Below are 21,456 nucleotides of genomic sequence, written 5' to 3'. Positions count from 1 at the left end.
GGGCCTGCTCGCGAGCGCGGTCTAACAGTCCACGATGATGTTGACTGTTAGACCGCTATCGCGAGCAGGCTCACTTACACAGCGTTGCAAATTGATTTACAGGTCACCGAGGCCATCGATCAGTGCTTGATTCTGCTCAGGCGTGCCAATCGAAATTCGCAGGAATTGCGCGATGCGCTCCTGCTTGAAATGACGAACGATAACCCCCTGTTCGCGTAACTTTGCTGCCAGTCCCGCCGCATCGTGTTGCGGGTGACGTGCAAAAATGAAGTTCGCCGCCGACGGCAACACTTCAAAGCCCTTCGCTTCCAACTGACCGACCACCTTCTCGCGACTCTCGATCACCCACCCGCAAGTCTTCTCGAAGTATTCGCGATCTTCGAACGCTGCAGCGGCACCGACATTCGCCAGACGATCGATTGGATAGGAATTAAAGCTGTTCTTGATCCGCTCCAGCGCCTCGATCAGGTCCGGATGCCCTACCGCCAGCCCCACCCGCAGCCCCGCCAGCGAACGCGACTTGGACAGCGTCTGGGTCACCAGCAAGTTCGGATAACGGTCCACCAGGCCGATAGCGGTTTCGCCGCCAAAGTCGATGTAGGCCTCGTCCACCACGACCACTGAATCCGGGCTTGCCTTGAGGATTTGCTCGACGGCGTCCAGCGCCAGCAAGCAACCGGTCGGCGCGTTCGGGTTCGGGAAAATGATCCCGCCGTTGGGTTTGGCGTAGTCCGCCGGGTTGATCCGGAACTGTTCGTCCAGCGGCACCGCGTCGAACGTGATGCCATACAAACCGCAGTAAACCGGATAGAAGCTGTAGCTGATGTCCGGGAACAGCAGAGGCTTATCGTGCTGCAACAAACCGTGGAAGATGTGCGCCAGGACTTCATCGGAACCGTTGCCGAGGAACACCTGATTGCCTTGCACGCCGTAGTATTTGGCAACGGCTTGCTTGAGCAGATCGCTGTTCGGGTCCGGGTACAGACGCAGGTTGTCATTCAGTTCGGTCTGCATGGCCGCCAAGGCTTTTGGCGACGGACCGTACGGGTTTTCGTTGGTATTGAGCTTCACCAGCTTCGTCAGCTTCGGCTGCTCGCCCGGCACGTAAGGCACCAGATCCTTGACGAAAGGGCTCCAGAATTTACTCATTTCAGTTCCCCTGCTTGTCGTCGACGATGCGGTATTCGGCGCTGCGTGCGTGGGCGGTCAGCGACTCGCCACGGGCCAGCACGGAAGCGGTCTTGCCCAGTTCGGACGCACCCTGCTCGGAGCAGAAAATGATCGACGAACGTTTCTGGAAATCGTACACACCCAGCGGCGACGAGAACCGCGCGGTGCCAGATGTTGGCAGCACGTGGTTCGGGCCTGCGCAGTAGTCGCCCAAGGCTTCAGAGGTGTGACGGCCCATGAAAATCGCACCGGCGTGACGGATCTGCGGCAGCCAGGCTTGTGGATCAGCCACCGACAACTCCAGGTGTTCCGGCGCGATGCGGTTGGCCACTTCGATGGCCTGTTCCATGTCTCGAACGAGGATCAAGGCCCCACGGCCATTGATCGAAGTTTCGATAATCTCGGCGCGCTCCATGGTCGGCATCAGTTTGTTGATGCTCGCAGCAACCTTGTCGAGGAACTCGGCGTCCGGGCTGACCAGAATCGCCTGAGCATCTTCGTCGTGCTCGGCCTGGGAAAACAGGTCCATGGCGATCCAGTCAGGATCGGTCTGACCGTCGCACACCACAAGAATCTCCGACGGGCCGGCGATCATGTCGATACCGACCTGGCCGAACACGTGGCGCTTGGCGGTGGCGACATAGATGTTGCCAGGGCCCACCACCTTGTCGACTTTCGGCACGCTTTCGGTGCCATAAGCCAGTGCGGCAACGGCCTGGGCACCGCCGATGGTAAACACCCGGTCGACGCCGGCGATGCAGGCAGCCGCCAGCACCAGCTCGTTGATTTCACCGCGCGGGGTTGGCACGACCATGACCACTTCGGTCACGCCGGCAACTTTGGCCGGAATCGCGTTCATCAGCACCGACGACGGGTACGACGCTTTGCCGCCCGGAACGTACAGACCGGCGCGATCCAGCGGCGTGACTTTCTGGCCCAGCACCGTGCCGTCGGCTTCGGTGTAGCTCCAGGAGTCCTGCTTCTGTTTTTCGTGGTAGCTGCGCACGCGGGAGGCGGCTTTTTCCAGCGCCTCGCGTTGAGGAATGGTGATTCGGGTCAGAGCCAGTTCCAGGCGTTCGCGCGGCAGGATCAGGTCCGCCATGGACGCAACTTCCAGGCCGTCGAACTTCTGGGTGAATTCCACCAGCGCCGCATCGCCACGCTCGCGCACGGCTTTGATGATGTCCAGCACCCGCTGATTGACCGAGTCGTCAGACACACTTTCCCAGCTCAGCAGATGATCCAGATGATGTGCGAAATCAGGATCGGCAGCGTTGAGTCGGCGAATTGCAGTCGGTGCGGTCATAGCGAGAGCCTCATAGGAATGGCAAAAACTCAGGCGCCCAATGCTATCGTTCGATCCGCTTGGGCACCTGAGAATTCTGGCTATGAGGCGGATAGACGGGCGCGACTTAACGTCGCGCAGGTGAATCAGCCGCGGTGTCGAGACTCCACTGCCTTGCGCAGGGTGTCGATCAACGCCTGGATGCGGGCGTGCTGCATCTTCATCGAGGCTTTGTTGACGATCAGACGGGAGCTGATGGCCGCAATGAAATCCTGTGGCTCAAGGCCGTTAGCCCGCAGCGTGTTACCGGTGTCGACCACGTCGATGATCTTGTCGGCCAGACCGATCAGCGGTGCCAGCTCCATCGAGCCGTACAGCTTGATGATGTCGACCTGACGACCTTGCTCGGCATAGTAACGCTTGGCAACGTTGACGAACTTGGTAGCGATGCGCAGGCGGCCCTTGGGCTCGATCGCCCCGACCTTGCCTGCTGTCATCAGTTTGCATTGGGCAATTTGCAGGTCCAGTGGCTCGTACAGGCCCTGGCCACCGTATTCCATCAACACATCTTTACCGGCGACGCCCAGATCCGCCGCACCATGCTCGACGTAGGTCGGCACATCGGTGGCGCGAACGATCAGCAGACGTACATCAGGCTGGGTCGTGGGGATGATCAGCTTGCGGCTTTTGTCCGGATTCTCGGTCGGCACGATGCCCGCTTCAGCCAGAAGCGGCAGGGTGTCGTCAAGGATGCGGCCCTTGGACAGTGCGATGGTCAACATGGGAAACGTCAGTCCTTATCAAGGTACTCATGCCCGGTCGCAATCGGCGCCGGACACACATCGAGCCGGAAACCGGCTCGACTCTGAACAATTCATCGGGCGCGTCCCTGCGCCCATACAGCAGAAACTAGCCCGGTACGCGGCGGATCTTGGCGCCGAGCATCTGCAGTTTCTCTTCGATGCACTCGTAACCACGATCGATGTGGTAGATGCGGTCGATCAGGGTGTCGCCTTCAGCGATCAATGCCGAGATGACCAGGCTGGCCGATGCACGCAGGTCGGTGGCCATGACTGGCGCGCCTTTGAGCTTCTCGGTGCCGGTCACGATGGCCGTGTTGCCTTCGACCTGGATCTTGGCGCCCATGCGGTGCAGTTCGTAAACGTGCATGAAGCGATTTTCGAAGATCGTCTCGATCACGGCACCGGTGCCTTCGGCAATGGCGTTGAGGGAGATGAACTGTGCTTGCATGTCAGTCGGGAACGCCGGGTATGGAGCGGTCCGCACGTTGACGGCTTTCGGCCGCTTGCCGTGCATGTTCAGCTCGATCCAGTCTTCGCCACAGGTGATTTCAGCACCCGCTTCCTTGAGTTTCTCAAGAACGGCTTCGAGGATGGTCGGATCCGTGTCCTTGACCTTCACGCGACCGCCAGTTACGGCAGCGGCAACCAGGTAGGTACCGGTTTCGATACGGTCAGGCATCACTTTGTAAGTGGCCGGGTGCAGACGATCGACGCCATCGATGGTGATGGTGTCAGTACCTGCGCCGGAAATCTTGGCGCCCATGGCGATCAGGAAGTTCGCCAGGTCGATGACTTCAGGCTCGCGAGCGGCGTTTTGCAGAACGCTGCGACCCTTGGCCAGAGCGGCCGCCATCATGATGTTTTCGGTGCCGGTTACGCTGACGGTATCGAAGAAGAAGTGCGCGCCGCGCAGGCCACCTTCAGGCGCCTTGGCCTTGATGTAGCCGCCTTCCACGTCGATCACTGCGCCCATGGCTTCGAGGCCACGGATGTGCAGGTCAACCGGACGCGAGCCGATGGCGCAACCGCCAGGCAGTGCGACTTCGGCTTCACCGAAACGGGCAACCATCGGACCCAGTACCAGGATCGATGCACGCATGGTCTTAACCAGTTCGTACGGAGCGATCAGGGTCTTGATGGTGCGCGGGTCGATTTCGACGCTGAGCTTCTCGTCGATCACCGGCTCGATGCCCATGCGGCCGAACAGCTCGATCATGGTGGTGATGTCGTGCAGGTGCGGCAGGTTGGCAACAGTCACCGGACCATCGCACAGCAGGGTTGCAGCCAGGATCGGCAGGGCAGAGTTCTTTGCCCCGGAGATGCGGATTTCGCCATCAAGACGAACGCCACCGGTAATAATCAATTTATCCATAAGAATCTCGACGCCCGTGGGCTCAGGTGCGCTCGGCCCAGGCCGCGCTGCTGAAAAATTTCATAGTGACCGCATGGATGCTGCCATCGGTGATCCATGGGTTCAAATGGGCATAGACCTGCTGCTGACGCTTCACCGGGCTCAACGCCGCCAGTTCATCGCTAATCACGTTCAGCTGGAAGTTGCAGCCTTCGCCCTCAACTTCCACCTTTGTATTAGGCAGCTTTCCTTCAAGGAAGCTCTTCACTTCTACGGCCTGCATGCTCAACCTCAATCGGCGCCTAGTGCGCGCGGGTCGGACATCATACAAAAAAGCCCCGCGCCTGCGAACCCCGCTAAGCAGGACTCTGACGGGGGGCTTCTTTATAGATGCGGGTTAGGGATGCGCCAACAGCTCGGTCAGCTCGCTGACCTGAGCGATTTCGCGCATATCTTCGGGCATCGCGCGGATGCTCAGGGCCTTGCCGGCCGCCTGGGCATCTCGCATGAAGCACAACAACAACGACAAGCCGACGCTGCTGGACTTCACCACCTGCGAGCAATCCACGACCAATGCCGCAGCCTTGCTGGCCTTGATCAGCGCCTGACCCTGCTTACGCAAGACAGGACCGCTGCGGTAATCCAGAGTGCCGCTGAGCAGCAGTTCGCCGGCCTCGCTCATCTGAACCGCCGACTCACTCATTGGGCTTGCTTCTCGGCCGCTTGCTCGGTGGTTTCCTTGGCCTTGGCAACTTCGCCGGCCCAGTTGTTAATGACCTTGTCCAGGTCATTGCCATTACGCTGCATCGAATCCTGGAACTGATCGCGGAACAGCTTGCCGATGTTGATGCCGTTGATGATCACGTTGCGTACTTTCCACTCGCCGTTGATTTTCTCGAGCGTGTAGGACACTGGGTAGATCGAACCGCTGCTGCCTTTGACCTGCATGTCAACGCTGGTACGGGTGCCGCTTTCGTCTTTGGCTGGCGAAACGGTGATGCCCTGGTTGTTGTACTCAAGCAGCGCGTTGCCGTAGAACTGCATCAGGCTGCGCTTGAAGTTTTCCTGGAAGCGCTGCATCTGCTCTGGCGTGGCTTTACGGGAGTACTTGACGGTCATGATGCTGCGCGAAATGCCGTCAGCATCGACCACCGGACCTACAATCCCGTTGAGGGCGTTGTAGAACTCGTTCGGGCTCTGCTTGTACTTTTCTTTGTTGGCAGCCAGATCGGCCAGCAACCGGGTAGTCGTGTCCTGCACCAGATCGTGCGCCGACTGCGCCGCCACGGCGTTAGCCATCAACGGCAAGGCCGCGAGTAATACCAACAGGCCACGTCGCAAGATAGAGATCATTCAAAAGCTCCTCATTTGGCTTCTTTGCTAACGGTGTTGAGCAGGAATTTACCGATCAGGTCCTCGAGCACCAGCGACGACTGCGTGTCGTGGATGGTTCCGCCATCCTTGAGCAGGGCTTCTTCCCCGCCCACGCTGATACCGATGTATTTCTCGCCCAACAGGCCAGCAGTCAGGATAGATGCGGTGGAGTCAGTCGGCAGATTATCTACGCGCTTTTCCAGCTGCATCGTCACTCGACCGGTGTAACTGTCGCGGTCCAGATCGATCGCTGTCACCTTGCCGATCGTCACACCGGCCATGGTCACTTTAGCTCTGACCGTCAAACCGGCGATATTGTCGAAATAAGCGTAAAGTTTATAAGAATCGGTCGTTGCGCTCGGGGACAGGCCACTGACCCGCAACGCAAGCAACAGCAAAGCCAGGATGCCAGCCAGCAAGAAAAGGCCGACACCGATTTCCAGGGTGCGGTTTTGCATCAGAAATCTCCAAACATCAAGGCGGTCAGAATAAAGTCCAGGCCGAGTACAGCCAACGAGGCGTACACAACGGTCTTGGTAGTGGCACGACTGATCCCCTCGGAAGTGGGCTCGCAGTCATAACCTTGGAATACGGCAATCCAGGTAACAACAAAGGCGAAGACGATACTTTTAATGATGCCGTTGAGCACATCTTCGGTGAACGTCACGCTGTTTTGCATGTTCGACCAGTAGGAGCCTTCGTAAACACCCAGCCAGTCGACGGCCACCCACGAACCACCCCAGATACCCACCACGCTGAAAATCATCGCCAGCACCGGCAGGGAAATGAAGCCGGCCCACAGGCGCGGGGCAATGATGTACTTGAGCGGGTCGACGCCAATCATTTCCAGACTGGACAGCTGTTCGGTGGACTTCATGTTGCCGATTTCGGCCGTCAGCGCAGAACCTGCGCGTCCTGCGAACAGCAAGGCAGTGACCACCGGGCCCAATTCACGCAACAGCGTCAGGGCAACCATCTGTCCGACCGCCTGTTCTGAACCGTAGCTGGACAGAATGTTGAAACCTTGCAGCGCCAGCACCATGCCGATGAACACCCCGGAGACCACTATGATCACCAGGGACATCACGCCCACCGAGTGCAGTTGCTTGATCAGCAGGCCGAAACCGCCGCCAATGCCGCCACGGCCGAGCAAGGCATGAAACAGGAACAGCGTCGCACGCCCGAACACCGCGACGGCATCGATTGCCGCGTGGCCGAACCGGCGCACTCGTTCTATTAGTGAAATCTTGCGCATCAACGCTTCCCCAGAAGATCTGCGCGGTAATCCGTCGCTGGAAAGTGGTACGCGACCGGACCATCGGGTTCGCCTGTCATGAACTGACGGATACGCGGATCATCCGAATTCATCAGTTCGTCCGGGGTGCCCTGCCCCAATACCTGTCCGTCACCGACTACATAAATGTAATCGGCGATGCTGGCGGTCTCCGCCAGGTCATGGGACACCACGATACTGGTAATGCCCAATGCATCGTTGAGCAAGCGGATCAGGCGCACCAATACGCCCATGGCGATCGGGTCCTGCCCCACAAAGGGCTCGTCATACATGAGAATCTGCGGATCCAGCGCAATCGCCCGGGCCAGTGCGACTCGACGCTTCATGCCACCGGACAATTCGTCAGGCATAAGGTCGATGGCACCACGCAAACCCACCGCCTGCAATTTGAGCAGGACGATGTCCCGGATCATTTCTTCAGGAAGCTCGGTGTGAACACGTAGCGGAAAGGCGACGTTCTCGAATACATCGAGATCGGTAAACAGCGCGCCGCTCTGGAACAGCACACCCATATGCTTGCGCGCATCGAACAAATCACTGCGAGACAATTTCGGCAGATTCTGGCCGTTGACCCAGACTTCGCCGGCGGTGGGACGCAACTGGGCGCCCATCAACCGCAAAAGCGTGGTCTTGCCACACCCGGAGGGCCCCATGATGCCGGTGACCTTGCCGCGCGGGATACGGATATCGACGTTATTGAAAATGCTGCGCGCACCGCGCTTGAAGGTCAGTCCCTTCAGCTCGACCGCGTAGGCGTTATCGGCACTCATCTAAACTCCTTGCGATGCAGCCTCACACTCGGACGCCTGACTTTCTGGCGAAAGCACATACCTCCCGGACAGGCCGAACTGGCGGCGAACTATATCACTGCAAAGGCTCGCCGCCCAAGGCTAAAGCCGGCTGATATTCAGCGACATGACGGGTCAAAAGCCTCATTCAGAGCGGATTAGTAACAGGGAGTGACAAAGCGCGACGAACTTACGTGAGGGTTTCGATCATAACCGCTATAATCGCCGCCTTTTCATCAGGCTATCCGATTCCCGACATGAGCCAATCCAGCGAGCTTGTTCAATCAGCACAACGCACCATCCGCCTCGAACTGGAAGCCGTACAAGGCTTGCTTCCACGTATCGATGCAGATTTCGTACGCGCGTGCGAGATGATTCTGGCCAGCAAAGGCCGCGTAGTCGTAGTCGGCATGGGGAAATCCGGGCACATCGGCACCAAGATCGCTGCCACGCTCGCCAGTACTGGCACCACGGCCTTTTTCGTGCACCCGGCCGAAGCCAGTCACGGCGACATGGGCATGATTACCCGTGATGACGTCATCCTTGCCCTGTCCAACTCCGGCTCGACCTCCGAGATCGTTACCCTGCTGCCCCTGATCAAGCGCCTGGGCATCCAGCTGATCAGCATGACCGGCAATCCTGACTCGACGCTGGCCAAGGCGGCCGAGGTCAACCTCAACGTCCACGTCGAGCATGAAGCGTGCCCGCTGAACCTGGCGCCCACGTCGTCGACCACTGCCGCCCTGGTCATGGGTGACGCGCTGGCCGTCGCATTGCTGGAAGCACGCGGCTTCACCGCTGAAGACTTCGCCTTTTCCCATCCAGGCGGCGCCCTTGGCCGTCGTCTTCTACTCAAAGTGGAAAACGTCATGCACGCGGGTGAAGCGCTGCCGCAGGTTCCGCGCGGCACCCTGCTGAAGGACGCCTTGATGGAAATGACCCGCAAGGGCCTGGGAATGACCGCGATCCTGGAAACCGACGGCACACTCGCCGGGATCTTTACCGACGGTGATTTGCGCCGCACCCTCGACCGCGCCATCGACATCCATAATGCAACCATCGACCAGGTCATGACGGTTCACGGCAAAACCGCACGCGCCGACATGCTGGCCGCGGAAGCCCTGAAAATCATGGAAGACCATCGAATCAACGCCCTGGTGGTCGTGGACAAGGAGGACCGTCCGATCGGCGCCTTCAACCTCTCCGACCTGCTCCGCGCGGGAGTCATGTAATGAGTACCGATCTGCTGCAACGCGGCAAGAACATCAAACTGGCGATCTTCGACGTCGACGGTGTCCTGACTGACGGACGCCTTTACTTCCTTGAAGATGGCAGCGAATTCAAAACCTTCAGCACTCTCGACGGCCAGGGCATCAAGATGTTGATGGCAGCCGGCGTTCAGACCGCTATCATCAGCGGTCGCAAGACTCCAGTGGTTGAGCGCCGGGCAAAAAATCTCGGCATTCCCCACCTCTACCAGGGTCGCGAAGACAAACTGGTGGTGCTCGACGAGCTTCTTGCCCAACTCGGCCTAAGCTATGAACAGGTCGCCTACCTCGGCGACGATCTGCCGGACCTGCCGGTGATACGCCGCGTAGGCCTGGGCATGGCAGTGGCCAATGCCGCCAGTTTCGTGCGCGAACATGCTGATGGCGTCACTCATGCCCGTGGTGGTGAAGGTGCCGCTCGCGAATTCTGCGAATTGATCCTGCGTGCCCAAGGCCGCCTCGATGCGGCGAACGCTGCATACCTGTGAGCCCATTATGCTGAGCAAAAAGTTTCGCAACATATTGGTGTTCGGTTGCATCGCGGCGATATTTGCCGCGGTCGGCTACTGGAACATCAGCCCGGAACGCTTCCTCGACAAGCCTCCGACCAATACAGAAGAAAGCCCTATCGATTGGTATGCGACCAACACTCACACGCTGCAATACCTCGAAGACGGCAAAGTGCAGTATGAAATGACGTCGGAGAAAGCCGAGCACGTGAAAGCCACGGACATCACTCTGGTTACCAAACCCGACCTGAACATGTACCGCGGTACCGATTTTCCGTGGCACGTCACCAGCGAACGCGGTGAAGTGAATTCAGGCGGCACCGAAGTCGAACTGATTGACAACGTTCGCGTCAAACGCACCGACGAGAAGAATCGCGACACCTTGATCACCAGTACTCGCATGACGGTGTTCCCGCAGGAGCAATATGCGCAGACCGAGCAACCCGTTAGAATCGACGGCGCCGGTGGCGTCTCGACTGGCACGGGAATGAAAGCGTATTTGAAAGAAAGCAGGATACACCTGCTATCGAACGTAAGAGGACAGTATGAGGCTCGTTAAAACCCTCCCTATTTTGCTCAGTCTGGGCGCAGCACTGGGAAGCGTGAGCGCCTGGGCTCTGCCGAACGATCAACAACAGCCAATCCGCATTCAGGCCGACGATGCCCAACTGGACGACAAGAACGGTGTTGCCACTTACACCGGCGACGTGATCATCACCCAAGGGTCGATGAAGGTTACCGGTAATAAGGTAACCATGACCCGCGCGCCGAATGGCGACATCGACGTGGTGACCTCGGTCGGCAACCTGGCTTACTTCGAGCAACTGCAAACCGCCGGCGACGCCAAGCCCGTCCAGGGCTGGGGTGTGACCATCCAGTACCACGCCACGCAAAACCGCGTTGTACTGATCGACAAGGCCAAGGTCATCGACAAGGACAACAACGTCACTCAAGGCGAGAAAATCGTCTATGACACCGAGAAGAAGCTGGCGAGCGCTGGTCGCGCTACAGGTAGCAAGGTGACCGAGTCGCGTCCACGCATTGATATGGTGATTCAACCTAAAAAGAAAACCGACGAGCAGAAGGCCCAGTAATGGCAACTCTGAAAGCTCAGCATCTGGCCAAAGCCTACAAGAGCCGCCAGGTTGTGCGTGATGTCAGCCTGTCCATCGACAGCGGTCAGATCGTCGGTTTGCTCGGGCCCAACGGCGCCGGCAAGACCACCTGTTTTTATATGATTGTCGGCCTCGTGCAGGCCGATCAGGGCCGTGTACTGATCGATGACCTCGACGTCAGCCATCAGCCAATGCACGGCCGAGCCAAGGCCGGTATCGGCTATCTTCCGCAAGAGGCGTCGATCTTCCGCAAACTGTCGGTGGCCGATAACATCATGGCGATCCTCGAGACCCGCAAGGAACTCGACAAGGCGGGCCGCCGGAAGGAGCTAGAAAGCCTGCTTCAGGAATTCCACATCAGCCACATCCGCGACAACCTCGGCATGAGCCTGTCCGGTGGTGAACGTCGCCGCGTGGAGATTGCACGCGCGCTGGCTACCAATCCGAAATTCATCCTCCTCGACGAACCGTTCGCCGGCGTGGACCCGATTTCGGTGGGCGACATCAAGCAAATCATTTATCACCTCAAGGCCAAGGGCATCGGCGTCCTGATCACTGACCACAACGTCCGTGAAACCCTGGATATTTGCGAGACGGCGTACATCGTCAACGATGGTCAACTGATCGCCGAAGGCGACTCTGCCACGATCCTGGCCAACGACCTGGTCAAGGAAGTGTACCTGGGCCACGAGTTTCGCCTGTAAGCGCGCAAGTGCCTGGTCATTCGTCCGAGCGCTCGTACCGATAAAAAATCAACGTTTTTTATTGTTACTGCGCTCTAGGCAAACGCTGCGGTTTCGGGCATATAATTTGCTTATGTTTGGCGCCTCGGCGCCCTGTAGTGGATGGCGCAAGCGCGCCGGCGAATAAGGTTTAAGCCCCTGCCATGAAACCATCGCTAGTCTTGAGAATGGGCCAGCAGCTGACGATGACACCTCAGCTGCAACAGGCCATCCGCCTTCTCCAATTGTCGACCCTGGACCTGCAACAGGAAATCCAGGAGGCTCTGGAGTCCAATCCGATGCTCGAACGCCAGGAAGAAGGCGACGACTTCGACAACGCCGATCCTTTGGCCGACAAAGCCGAACAGCAACCTAACGCCGATGTTTCGGAACCCTCCTACCAGGAAACCGCCCCTACGGTGGATAACCTCGAGGAAGGAGACTGGAACGAGCGTATTCCCAACGAGTTGCCTGTTGATACCGCGTGGGAAGACGTCTACCAGACCAGCGCCAGCAGCTTGCCGAGCAACGATGACGACGAGTGGGACTTCACCACCCGTACATCCGCCGGCGAAAGCCTGCAAAGCCACCTGTTGTGGCAGCTGAACCTGGCACCGATGTCCGACACCGATCGCCTGATCGCCGTGACCCTGATCGATTGCATCAATAATCAGGGCTATCTCGACGAAACCCTCGAGGAAATTCTCGAAGCCTTCGACCCGGAACTGGACATCGAGCTCGATGAAATCGAAGCCGTCCTGCACCGCATCCAGCAATTCGAACCCGCCGGCATCGCCGCCCGTAACCTGGGTGAATGCCTGCTGTTGCAACTGCGCCAGTTGCCCGCCAAAACCCCTTGGCTCGCCGAAGCCAAGCGTCTGGTCACCGATTACATCGACCTGCTGGGCAGCCGTGATTACAGCCAGCTGATGCGCCGTATGAAGCTCAAGGAAGACGAACTGCGCCAGGTGATCGAACTGGTTCAGAGCCTTAACCCACGCCCGGGCTCGCAAATCGAATCCAGTGAAGCCGAATACGTCGTTCCTGATGTAATCGTGCGCAAGGACAACGAACGCTGGCTGGTCGAGCTTAATCAGGAATCGGTGCCTCGACTGCGGGTGAACGCCCAATACGCCGGTTTTGTTCGCCGCGCCGATACCAGCGCAGACAACACCTTCATGCGCAATCAGTTGCAGGAGGCTCGCTGGTTCATCAAGAGCCTGCAAAGCCGCAATGAAACGCTGATGAAAGTAGCCACCCAGATCGTCGAGCATCAGCGCGGTTTTCTGGAGTATGGCGACGAAGCCATGAAACCGCTGGTGCTGCATGACATCGCTGAGGCGGTGGGCATGCATGAGTCGACGATTTCACGGGTAACCACGCAAAAATTCATGCATACCCCCCGGGGCATTTATGAACTGAAATATTTTTTCTCCAGCCACGTCAGCACTTCCGAAGGCGGCGAATGCTCTTCCACGGCGATCCGCGCGATCATCAAAAAACTGGTTGCTGCGGAAAACCAGAAAAAGCCGTTGAGTGACAGCAAGATCGCTGGTTTACTGGAGGCACAAGGCATTCAGGTGGCTCGCCGCACCGTCGCCAAGTACCGCGAATCCCTCGGGATCGCGCCTTCGAGCGAACGTAAGCGGTTGATGTAAGCCACGCCACAGCGTTCCAGTGGTAGATCATCTGATCTACCGCTTTATGCACTGGCAACGAAGGAGAAGCTGTATGCAAGTCAACATCAGTGGACACCAACTGGAAGTGACCGAACCCCTGCGCACCTATATCGGCGAAAAACTCGACCGGTTAGAGAGGCATTTCGACAAGATTACCAACGTGCAAGTCACGATGAACGTCGAAAAGCTGCAGCAGAAAATCGAAGCCACGCTGCATATCCCCGGCGGAGAAGTGGTCGCCAACGCTGAGCATACGGACATGTATGCCGCCATCGACCTGCTGACCGACAAGCTGGATCGCCAACTCAAAAAGCATAAGGAAAAGACCCAGAGCCTCCTCCAGGGCGCAACCGGTCGTTAACACTCCCAACCCATGATCCGACTTGAAAACATTCTGACCCCCGGCCGTTCCCTCGTGAACGTGCCGGGCGGCAGCAAAAAGAAAGCCCTCGAGCAAATTGCCAACCTAATCCACCGCGAAGTGCCGGATCTGGCCATGCAGGATGTCTTCGAGAGCCTGGTCGCCCGTGAAAAACTTGGTTCTACCGGTTTTGGCAACGGCATCGCGATTCCCCACTGCCGCCTCAAAGGCTGCGAAAGTCCAATCAGTGCATTGATGCACCTGGACGCCCCCATCGATTTCGACGCCATCGACGGCGCTCCGGTTGACCTGCTGTTTGTTCTGCTGGTCCCGCAAGCCGCCACCGATGCGCACCTGGAGCTACTTCGTCAGATCGCCAGCATGCTCGATCGCAAGGAAGTGCGCGAAAAACTGCGTAGCGCCCCGAGCAATGAAGCCTTGTATCAGGTAGTCCTGGACGAGCAGAACGGTCAGTAATCATGCGCTTGATCATTGTCAGTGGCCGTTCCGGCTCAGGTAAAAGTACCGCGCTCGATGTCCTTGAAGACAACGGTTACTACTGCATCGACAACTTGCCGGCAGGGCTTCTGCCTGAACTGGCCGAGCGCGCACTGATTCACACGGAACTGGCGCAACCGCTGGTGGCCGTGTCCATCGACGCGCGCAACCTGCCGAGCCACTTGTCGCGGTTTCCGGAGTTGCTGGAAGAAGTCCGCAGCCGACACATCAAGTGCGATGTGTTGTACCTGGACGCCGACGAGGAAACACTGCTCAAGCGTTTCTCGGAAACCCGTCGCCGGCACCCGCTGAGCAACGCCAATCGCTCGCTGGCCGAGGCGATCTCCGACGAAACCAATTTACTGGGCCCTATCGCCGACCTGGCTGACCTTAAGGTCAATACCACTAACCTGAACCTGTATCAGCTGCGCGATACCATCAAGCTGCGGCTGCTCAATCAGCCTGAGCCGGGCACCGCGTTCCTGGTGGAGTCTTTCGGGTTCAAGCGTGGCATGCCAGTGGACGCCGACCTGGTGTTCGATGTGCGCTGCCTGCCGAATCCGTACTGGAAGCCCGAGTTGCGCGAGCAGTCCGGGTTGGACAAACCGGTTGCCGACTACCTGGCAGCGCAACCGGACGTGGAAGAGATGTTCCAGGACATTTCTACCTACCTGCTCAAATGGCTACCAAGATTTGCCGCGAGCAACCGCGCGTATGTCACCATCGCTATTGGCTGTACCGGCGGGCATCACCGCTCCGTCTACCTGACCGAACGCCTGGGTCAGACCCTGCAACAATCCCTGAAGAACGTCCAGGTCCGCCACCGCGACCTCAGCTAAAGGATTCACATCGCGATGCCTGCTCTGGAAATCGAAATCATCAACAAGCTGGGCCTGCACGCTCGCGCTTCTGCAAAATTTGTTGGAGTCGCCGGGCAGTTCAAGGATTGCACGATCAGAGTAGGACGCACCCCGGAATCAACGGTCGACGGCAAAAGCATCATGGCAATGATGATGCTGGCGGCTGGCAAGGGGACCAAAATCCATTTGAGCACGGAAGGCGAGCAGGAACAGGAAGCGCTGGATGCGCTGGTGGATTTGATCAACAGGTATTTTGACGAAGGCGAGTAAAGCAGCCAAAAGATCGCAGCCTCGTTTCACTCGACAGCTCCTACAGGCTGCATAAATCCTTGTAGGAGCTGCCGAGTGAAACGAGGCTGCGATCTTTTGATCGTTAACCTCAGGCCAGCGCCGTATCCATCACCATCATCAGACAAAACCCGATCAGCAAACCAAGGCTGGCCAGTTTGTCGTGACCGTTACGGCGCGACTCGGGGATGACTTCGTGCGTGACCACCAACAGCATCGCCCCGGCAGCCAGCGCCAGTCCTAGCGGTAGTAGCAGCTCAGCAAGGCTGACCAGCCAGGCGCACAGCAGCGCGAAGACCGGCTCAACCAAACCTGACGCTGCACCGATCAGAAATGCCCTCACCCTGGACATCCCGGCCCCTGCCAACACCAGCGCGATCACCAACCCTTCCGGCACGTCTTGTAAGGCGATTCCCATTGCCAGGCTGTCGGCATCAGGCATTCCACCACCTGCCGAAACACCGACGGCCATGCCTTCGGGAATGTTGTGGGCGATGATGGCAAACACGAACAACCAGATCCGCGGCGGAATCACCGGTCGCTCCAGCGTGCCGACCAACATTTCCGGACTGGCCCCAGAGACTTTCAGGTCGACCAGATACAAACCGAACGCGCCGAGCATGATGCCAAAACTGATCAAGCCACTGGCCGCCCAAGGCGAAAGACCCAGGCCTTCAGCGGCAGAGATGCCTGGCACAATAAGCGAGAACGCCGTCGCCGCCAGCATCACCCCGGCGCCGAAACCCAGCAACGTATCGCTCACGGTCTGAGGCATCCGCCGAATGACCAGAACCGGTACCGCGCCCAAGGCCGTACCCAAGGCGCAGATAGCCCCGCCTTGTAACGCGCGCATCAGTTTCGGCTCAAGATCCAGCCATGCCAGCCCCTGGACAAACAACAACGACATGCCTGCCAGCAGTAACAGCGATCCCAACGCGTAACGAAACATTCGCCCACTTCCGGTCGCCAGTGTTTCAGTGCCCATAATCAGCCTTGGTTGGTTTTTATAGAAGACTCAGCTCAGCGCAGCCTGATAGCGCGCTGCGACTTCCGGCCAATTGATCACGTTGTAAAACGCATTGATGTATTCCGGACGACGGTTTTGATACTGCAGGTAATACGCGTGTTCCCAGACGTCCAGGCCGAGGATGGGCGTGTTGCCATTCATCAATGGGCTGTCCTGGTTACCGCTGCTTTCAACGATCAGGGTCTTCTGCGGGGTGACACTCAACCAGGCCCAGCCACTGCCGAATCGGGTCAGTGCGGCTTTGGTGAACGCGTCCTTGAAGCTGTCCAGACCACCCAGTTGCTCTTCAATCGCCTTGGCCAGCGCGCCTTCAGGTGTACCGCCACCCTGTGGTGCCATCACTTCCCAGAACAGCGAATGATTGGCGTGTCCGCCACCCTGGTTGATGACCGCTGCTCGAAGTTTTTCAGGGAGTTGCTGAACGGCGGCCACCAGTTTCTCCACTGGCCACTCGGCGAATTCGGTGCCTTCGACGGCGGCGTTTAGGTTGTTGATGTAAGTCTGGTGGTGCTTGGTGTAATGAATCTCCATGGTCTTGGCATCAATATGCGGTTCCAGTGCATCGTAGGCGTAAGGCAATGCAGGCAGGGTAAAAGCCATTTTCAATGAACTCCATGATGAAGAGGCGCAGGTGGGTTGGCAGCTGAAGCGGCATCGATATGCAGCAGGCGATGAGTACGAGGGTATTCACCGTGCTCACTGATGAAGTTCAGCAACTCGACATAGGTTTTACTGCTTTGACGCAACGCGGCCTCACGCAGCGCCGGTGCCAATCGCGCGTCCTGCATGGTCTGCAGCAGCCGCTGGTGGATTGCGCACAAGTATTCGGCGCTCTCCTCCGGCTGATTCAGACGCAAATGCAGGTCCGCCAGGTTGTGATGGGAGATCACGCAGGCCGCCACCGCCTCATCGGCGTCCCGCCAGCGTTCGAACAACACTTGGGCCAGCGCCAAGGCCTGCAGGTAGGCCTCTCGGGCATCGACCAGTTCGCCCAGCATGAAACAACGGTTTGCCCTTTCGATCGTGCGTTTCCAATGCTCCATGGTGAGCCTCCAAAGCGGTTGCGGTGATTACACGCCGCCTGCGGTGAGCTTCTCTGGATTGAGTAGCTCTTCCAGTTGGCTGCGTGTCAGGTCGGTATGTTCCAAAGCGACATCGATTACCGGGCGGCCCTGCTGATAGGCCTTCTTGGCAATCTCGGCGGCTTTTTGGTAACCAATGATCGGGTTCAGTGCTGTCACCAGGATCGGGTTGCGTGACAGTGCTTCCTTGAGCCTGGTTTCGTTGACCTTGAAGCTGGAAATGGCCTTCTCGCCCAGCAGATGGCTGGAATTGGCCAACAGCTCGATGCTGCTGAGCAGGTTCTGAGCGATGATTGGCAGCATCACGTTGAGTTCGAAATTGCCCGACTGACCGGCGATGGTGATCACCGTGTCGTTGCCGATCACCTGGGCCGCGACCATGGCAGTGGCTTCCGGAATCACCGGATTGACCTTGCCCGGCATGATTGAAGAGCCAGGCTGCAACGCTTCAAGTTCGATTTCGCCGAGACCGGCTAGCGGACCGGAATTCATCCAGCGCAGATCGTTGGCGATTTTCATCAGCGACACCGCCGTGGCTTTTAACTGGCCGGAGACGCTGACGGCAGTGTCCTGCGAGCCAATGAGCGCAAACAGATCCTTGCCCGGCGTGAATGGCACGAGAGTCAGTTTGCTCAGCTGCTCGCTGAACCGCGCTGCAAACTCGGGATGGGCGTTGATGCCGGTACCGACTGCCGTTCCGCCCTGAGCCAGGGATTGAAGGCTTGGCAGCAAGTCCTGCAAGTGGCCGATGTTGGCCTTGAGCTGTTGCGCCCAACCGTTGAGGACCTGGCTCATGCGTACCGGCATCGCATCCATAAGGTGCGTGCGACCGGTCTTGACGTGGTGATGGACCTCCTCAGCCTTGCGCTCGATGACCTCTACAAGCCGCAACAGCGCTGGAAGCAGTTGCTCGTGCAACGCCAGCGCGGCGCTCACGTGAATGGTGGTCGGGATGATGTCGTTGCTGCTCTGGCCGCAGTTGACGTGATCGTTGGGATTGACCGGCTCGCCCAGCAAACGGCTGGCCAGGGTGGCGATCACTTCGTTGGCGTTCATATTGGAACTGGTGCCAGAACCGGTCTGGAAGATGTCCACCGGAAAGTGCTGCATGAAGTCGCCTTCAAGCAGGCCTTGCGCGGCATCGACAATCGCCTTGCCCTGGGATTCGCTGATTTGCTTGAGCTCAACGTTGGCACGGGCAGCTGCCGCTTTGGCCAGGATCAGCGCCCGAATGAACTGAACGGGCATCGGCTTGCCACTGATCGGGAAGTTGTCCACTGCACGTTGGGTCTGTGCTCCGTAGAGCGCATCTACCGGGACATGCAGCTCGCCCATGCTGTCGCGCTCAATACGTGTCTTGGTCATCGGAAAATCCTTGCACCAGTTCTATGAGGGAAATCGAGGGTTGCAACTCGCAGGTCGCCAGTTGCCAGGTGTAGCTTTGCCAGCGTTTGAGTCGGCATTTGCACAAAGACAGGCGCTCCAGATCTCGCAATGGACGCCAGGCTTGATCCAGACACAGGCTTCGCCAGTGCCACGGCAGCGCGACATCGGCCGCGGTATCGAGCAGGAGACGAAAGGAAGTTTCGGCGATGGTCCAGGGAGAAGTCGCCGTGCAACACGCCAAATACCGGCCTTCAGCCAGGTAATGCTCGATCAGGCGCGGCTCGTCGGGGTCCATTGCGCAACGGATCTGGCGACTCATCCAGCGCCAGCTTTGTTGATAGGGCTGCTCGTGCAAGGCAGAACTCATGATCCGGGGCTCATTCGGTAATGAGATTTATTATTAGATGATAATGAGAACCAACACAACCCCGACGGTGTAGCGAGTACATTGTGGGAGCGGGCTTGCCCGCGATGAGGCCGGTATACCCACATACAAGTCGCCTGACACATCGCCATCGCGGGCAAGCCCACTCCCACAGGGTTTTACGTGAGCCCAATAAAAAAGGCGCGCCACCCGGTGGGGTGGCGCGCCTTTTTTGCATCGCGGTGAGGGTTAGCTACCCGCCACCGTCATCCGCTCGATCAACACCGAACCCGTGCGAATGTTGCTACGCAGTTCCAGGTCGTTACCCACGGCAACGATCTGCTTGAACATGTCGCGCATGTTGCCGGCAATGGTGACCTCCTGGACCGCAAACTGAATCTCGCCGTTTTCGACCCAGTAACCCGCTGCGCCACGGGAGTAGTCGCCGGTGACCATGTTCAAACCCTGGCCCATCAATTCGGTCACCAACAGGCCTCGGCCCATGCGGCGCAACAAGGCAGCCTGATCTTCGTCGCCATGGGTGACGAACAGGTTGTGCACCCCTCCGGCGTTGGCGGTGCTCGGCATACCGAGCTTGCGACCGGAATAAGTGCCCAGGATGTACGACACCAACTCGCCATTTTCGACGAACGGTTTGGCGTAGGTGGCAAGACCATCACCGTCAAACGCCGAGCTGCCCATGGCGCGCATCAAGTGCGGACGCTCATCGATAGTCAGCCACTCCGGAAACAGCTTCTGCCCCAAAGTGCCTTCAAGGAATGACGACTTGCGATACAGACTGCCGCCGGAAATCGCCGAGAGGAAACTGCCAAACAGACCACCGGCCAATTCCGCGGAAAACAGCACGGGCACTTCGCACGTCGGCACCGGGCGCGCACCCAACCGGCTCGCAGCACGCTGAGCAGCACGCTGGCCGATACTCACAGGGGCGGCGAGCAAAGTGCCCTGACGGCTCACGTCGTACCAGTAATCGCGCTGCATCTGGCCGTCGGCTTCGGCGATCATCACGCAGCTCAGACTGTGCCGAGTTGATGCATAACCGCCAATGAACCCGTGGCTGTTGCCATAGACGCGGCAGCCCTGGTGAGTACTCAGGGTCGTGCCGTCAGCATTCTTGATCCGGCTGTCCGCCGCAAACGCCGCGGCTTCACAGGTCAGCGCCATCTCGATGGCTTGTTCAGGGGTGATGTCCCATTCGTGGAACAGGTCGAAGTCCTTCAGATCCTTGGCCATCAGCGCAGCATCGGCCAGGCCCGAGGCCTCGTCTTCGGAGGTGTGCCTGGCGATCGCCAGCGCAGCAGCGACGGTTTCGCGAATGGCTTCCGGCCCACTGGCGGAGGTGCTGGCCGAGCCTTTGCGCTGACCCACGTACAAGGTGATGCCGAAGCCTTGGTCGCGGTTGAATTCGACGGTTTCGACTTCACGCTGGCGAACCGAAGTCGACAGGCCCTGTTCCAGGGAAACGGCCACTTCGCAGGCACTAGCGCCTTGGCGTTTGGCTTCAGCGATGATCTGCTCGACTTGTTCCTGCAGTGCCGGCAACGCTTGTGGGCCGACGCTTTCAACTGCACTCATGCTGTTCTCCACTCAAATTCTGCTTTCGGCGAGGGTCTTCGATCGACCGGGCCGGACAAGCGGCCCCCGACTGGTTATCATGGCGGCGTTTCTTTGCGGACGGCCACCATGGTTGATTCTTACGACGACTCCCTCGATACGGGAGAAAAAAGCAAATCCCAGGTCAAACGCGAGCTGCATGCTCTGGTTGATCTTGGCGAGCGCCTTACAACACTCAAGCCTGACTTGCTGGCAAAACTGCCGTTGACCGACGCCATGCGCCGGGCACTGGCCGATGCGCCCAAGCACACCGCGAATATCGCGCGTAAACGGCACCTTATGTTCATCGGCAAACTGATGCGCGACCAGGACACTGACGCCATTCTGACTTTGCTCGATCAACTCGATGCCTCCACCCGGCAGTACAACGAACGTTTCCATGGCCTGGAACGCTGGCGCGATCGCTTGATCGCGGGCGACGATGCGGTCCTGGAGAAGTTCGTGGTCGACTACCCGGAGGCTGATCGCCAACAACTGCGCTCCCTGATCCGTCAGGCCCAGCACGAATTGGCGACCAACAAGCCACCGGCTTCGAGCCGTAAAATCTTCAAGTACATCCGTGAGCTGGACGAGACTCAACGCGGTCTGCGTTAAGTC

27 protein-coding genes are annotated in these 21,456 nt (G+C 58.5%); 11 read left to right on the top strand and 16 right to left on the bottom strand.

Annotated features, from left to right (window positions below; translation table 11 throughout):
* Positions 1–96: 96 nt before the first annotated feature.
* From hisC to ACA063_RS04080, 10 genes are all read right to left on the bottom strand, one after another.
* Positions 97–1,149, bottom strand: a complete 1,053-nt coding sequence (gene hisC / locus ACA063_RS04125; protein WP_497664870.1) for a histidinol-phosphate transaminase — start codon at positions 1,147–1,149, stop codon at positions 97–99.
* 1 nt (position 1,150) lies between these two features.
* Positions 1,151–2,476, bottom strand: a complete 1,326-nt coding sequence (gene hisD, locus ACA063_RS04120) for a histidinol dehydrogenase (protein ID WP_497664869.1) — start codon at positions 2,474–2,476, stop codon at positions 1,151–1,153.
* 125 nt (positions 2,477–2,601) lie between these two features.
* Complete coding sequence (gene hisG / locus ACA063_RS04115; protein WP_497664868.1) at positions 2,602–3,237, bottom strand: ATP phosphoribosyltransferase; 636 nt, start codon at positions 3,235–3,237, stop codon at positions 2,602–2,604.
* A 127-nt stretch (positions 3,238–3,364) separates the two neighbouring features.
* A complete protein-coding gene (gene murA, locus ACA063_RS04110; protein ID WP_122837518.1) occupies positions 3,365–4,630 on the bottom strand; it encodes a UDP-N-acetylglucosamine 1-carboxyvinyltransferase in 1,266 nt (421 codons plus the stop codon).
* A 22-nt stretch (positions 4,631–4,652) separates the two neighbouring features.
* The gene (locus ACA063_RS04105; protein WP_007901566.1) at positions 4,653–4,892 is read right to left on the bottom strand and encodes a BolA family protein; all 240 of its coding nucleotides are present in this window, start codon (positions 4,890–4,892) and stop codon (positions 4,653–4,655) included.
* A gap of 114 nt (positions 4,893–5,006) precedes the next feature.
* A complete protein-coding gene (locus ACA063_RS04100; RefSeq protein WP_162439262.1) occupies positions 5,007–5,312 on the bottom strand; it encodes an STAS domain-containing protein in 306 nt (101 codons plus the stop codon).
* Positions 5,309–5,962, bottom strand: coding sequence for an MlaC/ttg2D family ABC transporter substrate-binding protein (locus tag ACA063_RS04095; protein WP_162439261.1), 654 nt, complete (start codon positions 5,960–5,962; stop codon positions 5,309–5,311). Before ACA063_RS04095 ends, ACA063_RS04100 begins: the two co-directional genes overlap by 4 nt.
* A gap of 11 nt (positions 5,963–5,973) precedes the next feature.
* Positions 5,974–6,441 carry an outer membrane lipid asymmetry maintenance protein MlaD gene (mlaD, locus tag ACA063_RS04090; protein WP_497664867.1) on the bottom strand — a complete coding sequence of 156 codons (468 nt, stop codon included), beginning with the start codon at positions 6,439–6,441 and terminating at the stop codon, positions 5,974–5,976.
* Positions 6,441–7,238 (bottom strand): lipid asymmetry maintenance ABC transporter permease subunit MlaE, encoded by a 798-nt coding sequence (mlaE, locus tag ACA063_RS04085; protein ID WP_162439259.1) that lies wholly within the window; start codon positions 7,236–7,238, stop codon positions 6,441–6,443. Before mlaE ends, mlaD begins: the two co-directional genes overlap by 1 nt.
* A complete protein-coding gene (locus ACA063_RS04080; protein ID WP_162439258.1) occupies positions 7,238–8,047 on the bottom strand; it encodes an ATP-binding cassette domain-containing protein in 810 nt (269 codons plus the stop codon). Before ACA063_RS04080 ends, mlaE begins: the two co-directional genes overlap by 1 nt.
* A 275-nt stretch (positions 8,048–8,322) precedes the next feature.
* On the opposite strand from ACA063_RS04080, the gene ACA063_RS04075 reads away from it, so the two are divergent.
* The 10 genes from ACA063_RS04075 (at position 8,323) to ACA063_RS04030 (ending at position 15,347) form a co-directional block, all read left to right on the top strand.
* On the top strand, positions 8,323–9,297 hold the full coding sequence (locus ACA063_RS04075) for a KpsF/GutQ family sugar-phosphate isomerase (protein ID WP_162439257.1): 975 nt from the start codon (positions 8,323–8,325) through the stop codon (positions 9,295–9,297).
* Positions 9,297–9,821, top strand: a complete 525-nt coding sequence (locus ACA063_RS04070; protein WP_162439256.1) for a KdsC family phosphatase — start codon at positions 9,297–9,299, stop codon at positions 9,819–9,821. Before ACA063_RS04075 ends, ACA063_RS04070 begins: the two co-directional genes overlap by 1 nt.
* 7 nt (positions 9,822–9,828) lie before the next feature.
* Positions 9,829–10,401 carry an LPS export ABC transporter periplasmic protein LptC gene (lptC, locus tag ACA063_RS04065; RefSeq protein ID WP_162439255.1) on the top strand — a complete coding sequence of 191 codons (573 nt, stop codon included), beginning with the start codon at positions 9,829–9,831 and terminating at the stop codon, positions 10,399–10,401.
* Positions 10,388–10,936: a lipopolysaccharide transport periplasmic protein LptA gene (gene lptA / locus ACA063_RS04060; RefSeq protein ID WP_162439254.1), complete on the top strand. Its 549-nt coding sequence runs from the start codon at positions 10,388–10,390 to the stop codon at positions 10,934–10,936. Before lptC ends, lptA begins: the two co-directional genes overlap by 14 nt.
* A complete protein-coding gene (gene lptB / locus ACA063_RS04055) occupies positions 10,936–11,661 on the top strand; it encodes an LPS export ABC transporter ATP-binding protein (protein WP_162439253.1) in 726 nt (241 codons plus the stop codon). Before lptA ends, lptB begins: the two co-directional genes overlap by 1 nt.
* A 182-nt stretch (positions 11,662–11,843) precedes the next feature.
* Entirely contained in the window at positions 11,844–13,337 is a 1,494-nt protein-coding gene (locus tag ACA063_RS04050; RefSeq protein ID WP_162439252.1) for an RNA polymerase factor sigma-54, read from the top strand.
* A gap of 73 nt (positions 13,338–13,410) precedes the next feature.
* Entirely contained in the window at positions 13,411–13,719 is a 309-nt protein-coding gene (gene hpf / locus ACA063_RS04045; protein WP_497664866.1) for a ribosome hibernation-promoting factor, HPF/YfiA family, read from the top strand.
* A gap of 12 nt (positions 13,720–13,731) precedes the next feature.
* Positions 13,732–14,196, top strand: coding sequence for a PTS IIA-like nitrogen regulatory protein PtsN (gene ptsN, locus ACA063_RS04040; protein WP_497664865.1), 465 nt, complete (start codon positions 13,732–13,734; stop codon positions 14,194–14,196).
* A 2-nt stretch (positions 14,197–14,198) separates the two neighbouring features.
* Positions 14,199–15,056 (top strand): RNase adapter RapZ, encoded by an 858-nt coding sequence (gene rapZ, locus ACA063_RS04035; RefSeq protein WP_497664864.1) that lies wholly within the window; start codon positions 14,199–14,201, stop codon positions 15,054–15,056.
* A 15-nt stretch (positions 15,057–15,071) separates the two neighbouring features.
* Positions 15,072–15,347, top strand: a complete 276-nt coding sequence (locus tag ACA063_RS04030; RefSeq protein ID WP_497664863.1) for an HPr family phosphocarrier protein — start codon at positions 15,072–15,074, stop codon at positions 15,345–15,347.
* A 109-nt stretch (positions 15,348–15,456) separates the two neighbouring features.
* Here the strand turns inward: ACA063_RS04030 and ACA063_RS04025 are convergent, their stop codons facing one another.
* From ACA063_RS04025 to pmbA, 6 genes are all read right to left on the bottom strand, one after another.
* A complete protein-coding gene (locus ACA063_RS04025; RefSeq protein WP_162439248.1) occupies positions 15,457–16,350 on the bottom strand; it encodes a ZIP family metal transporter in 894 nt (297 codons plus the stop codon).
* A 30-nt stretch (positions 16,351–16,380) separates the two neighbouring features.
* The gene (locus ACA063_RS04020; RefSeq protein WP_497664862.1) at positions 16,381–16,992 is read right to left on the bottom strand and encodes a superoxide dismutase; all 612 of its coding nucleotides are present in this window, start codon (positions 16,990–16,992) and stop codon (positions 16,381–16,383) included.
* A gap of 2 nt (positions 16,993–16,994) precedes the next feature.
* A complete protein-coding gene (locus tag ACA063_RS04015) occupies positions 16,995–17,435 on the bottom strand; it encodes a DUF2753 family protein (protein WP_497664861.1) in 441 nt (146 codons plus the stop codon).
* A gap of 27 nt (positions 17,436–17,462) precedes the next feature.
* Entirely contained in the window at positions 17,463–18,839 is a 1,377-nt protein-coding gene (locus tag ACA063_RS04010) for a class II fumarate hydratase (RefSeq protein ID WP_497664860.1), read from the bottom strand.
* A complete protein-coding gene (locus tag ACA063_RS04005; protein ID WP_497664859.1) occupies positions 18,820–19,227 on the bottom strand; it encodes a FagA protein in 408 nt (135 codons plus the stop codon). Before ACA063_RS04005 ends, ACA063_RS04010 begins: the two co-directional genes overlap by 20 nt.
* A gap of 246 nt (positions 19,228–19,473) precedes the next feature.
* A complete protein-coding gene (gene pmbA / locus ACA063_RS04000) occupies positions 19,474–20,820 on the bottom strand; it encodes a metalloprotease PmbA (RefSeq protein WP_497664858.1) in 1,347 nt (448 codons plus the stop codon).
* Between the two features lie 108 nt (positions 20,821–20,928).
* On the opposite strand from pmbA, the gene yjgA reads away from it, so the two are divergent.
* On the top strand, positions 20,929–21,453 hold the full coding sequence (gene yjgA / locus ACA063_RS03995; protein WP_033058015.1) for a ribosome biogenesis factor YjgA: 525 nt from the start codon (positions 20,929–20,931) through the stop codon (positions 21,451–21,453).
* Positions 21,454–21,456: the final 3 nt, after the last annotated feature.

The organism is Pseudomonas sp. LBUM1643, assembly GCF_059716215.1.
The sequence above is the reverse complement of the archived record's forward strand: the minus strand, read 5'-3'. Positions and strand labels throughout refer to the sequence as shown.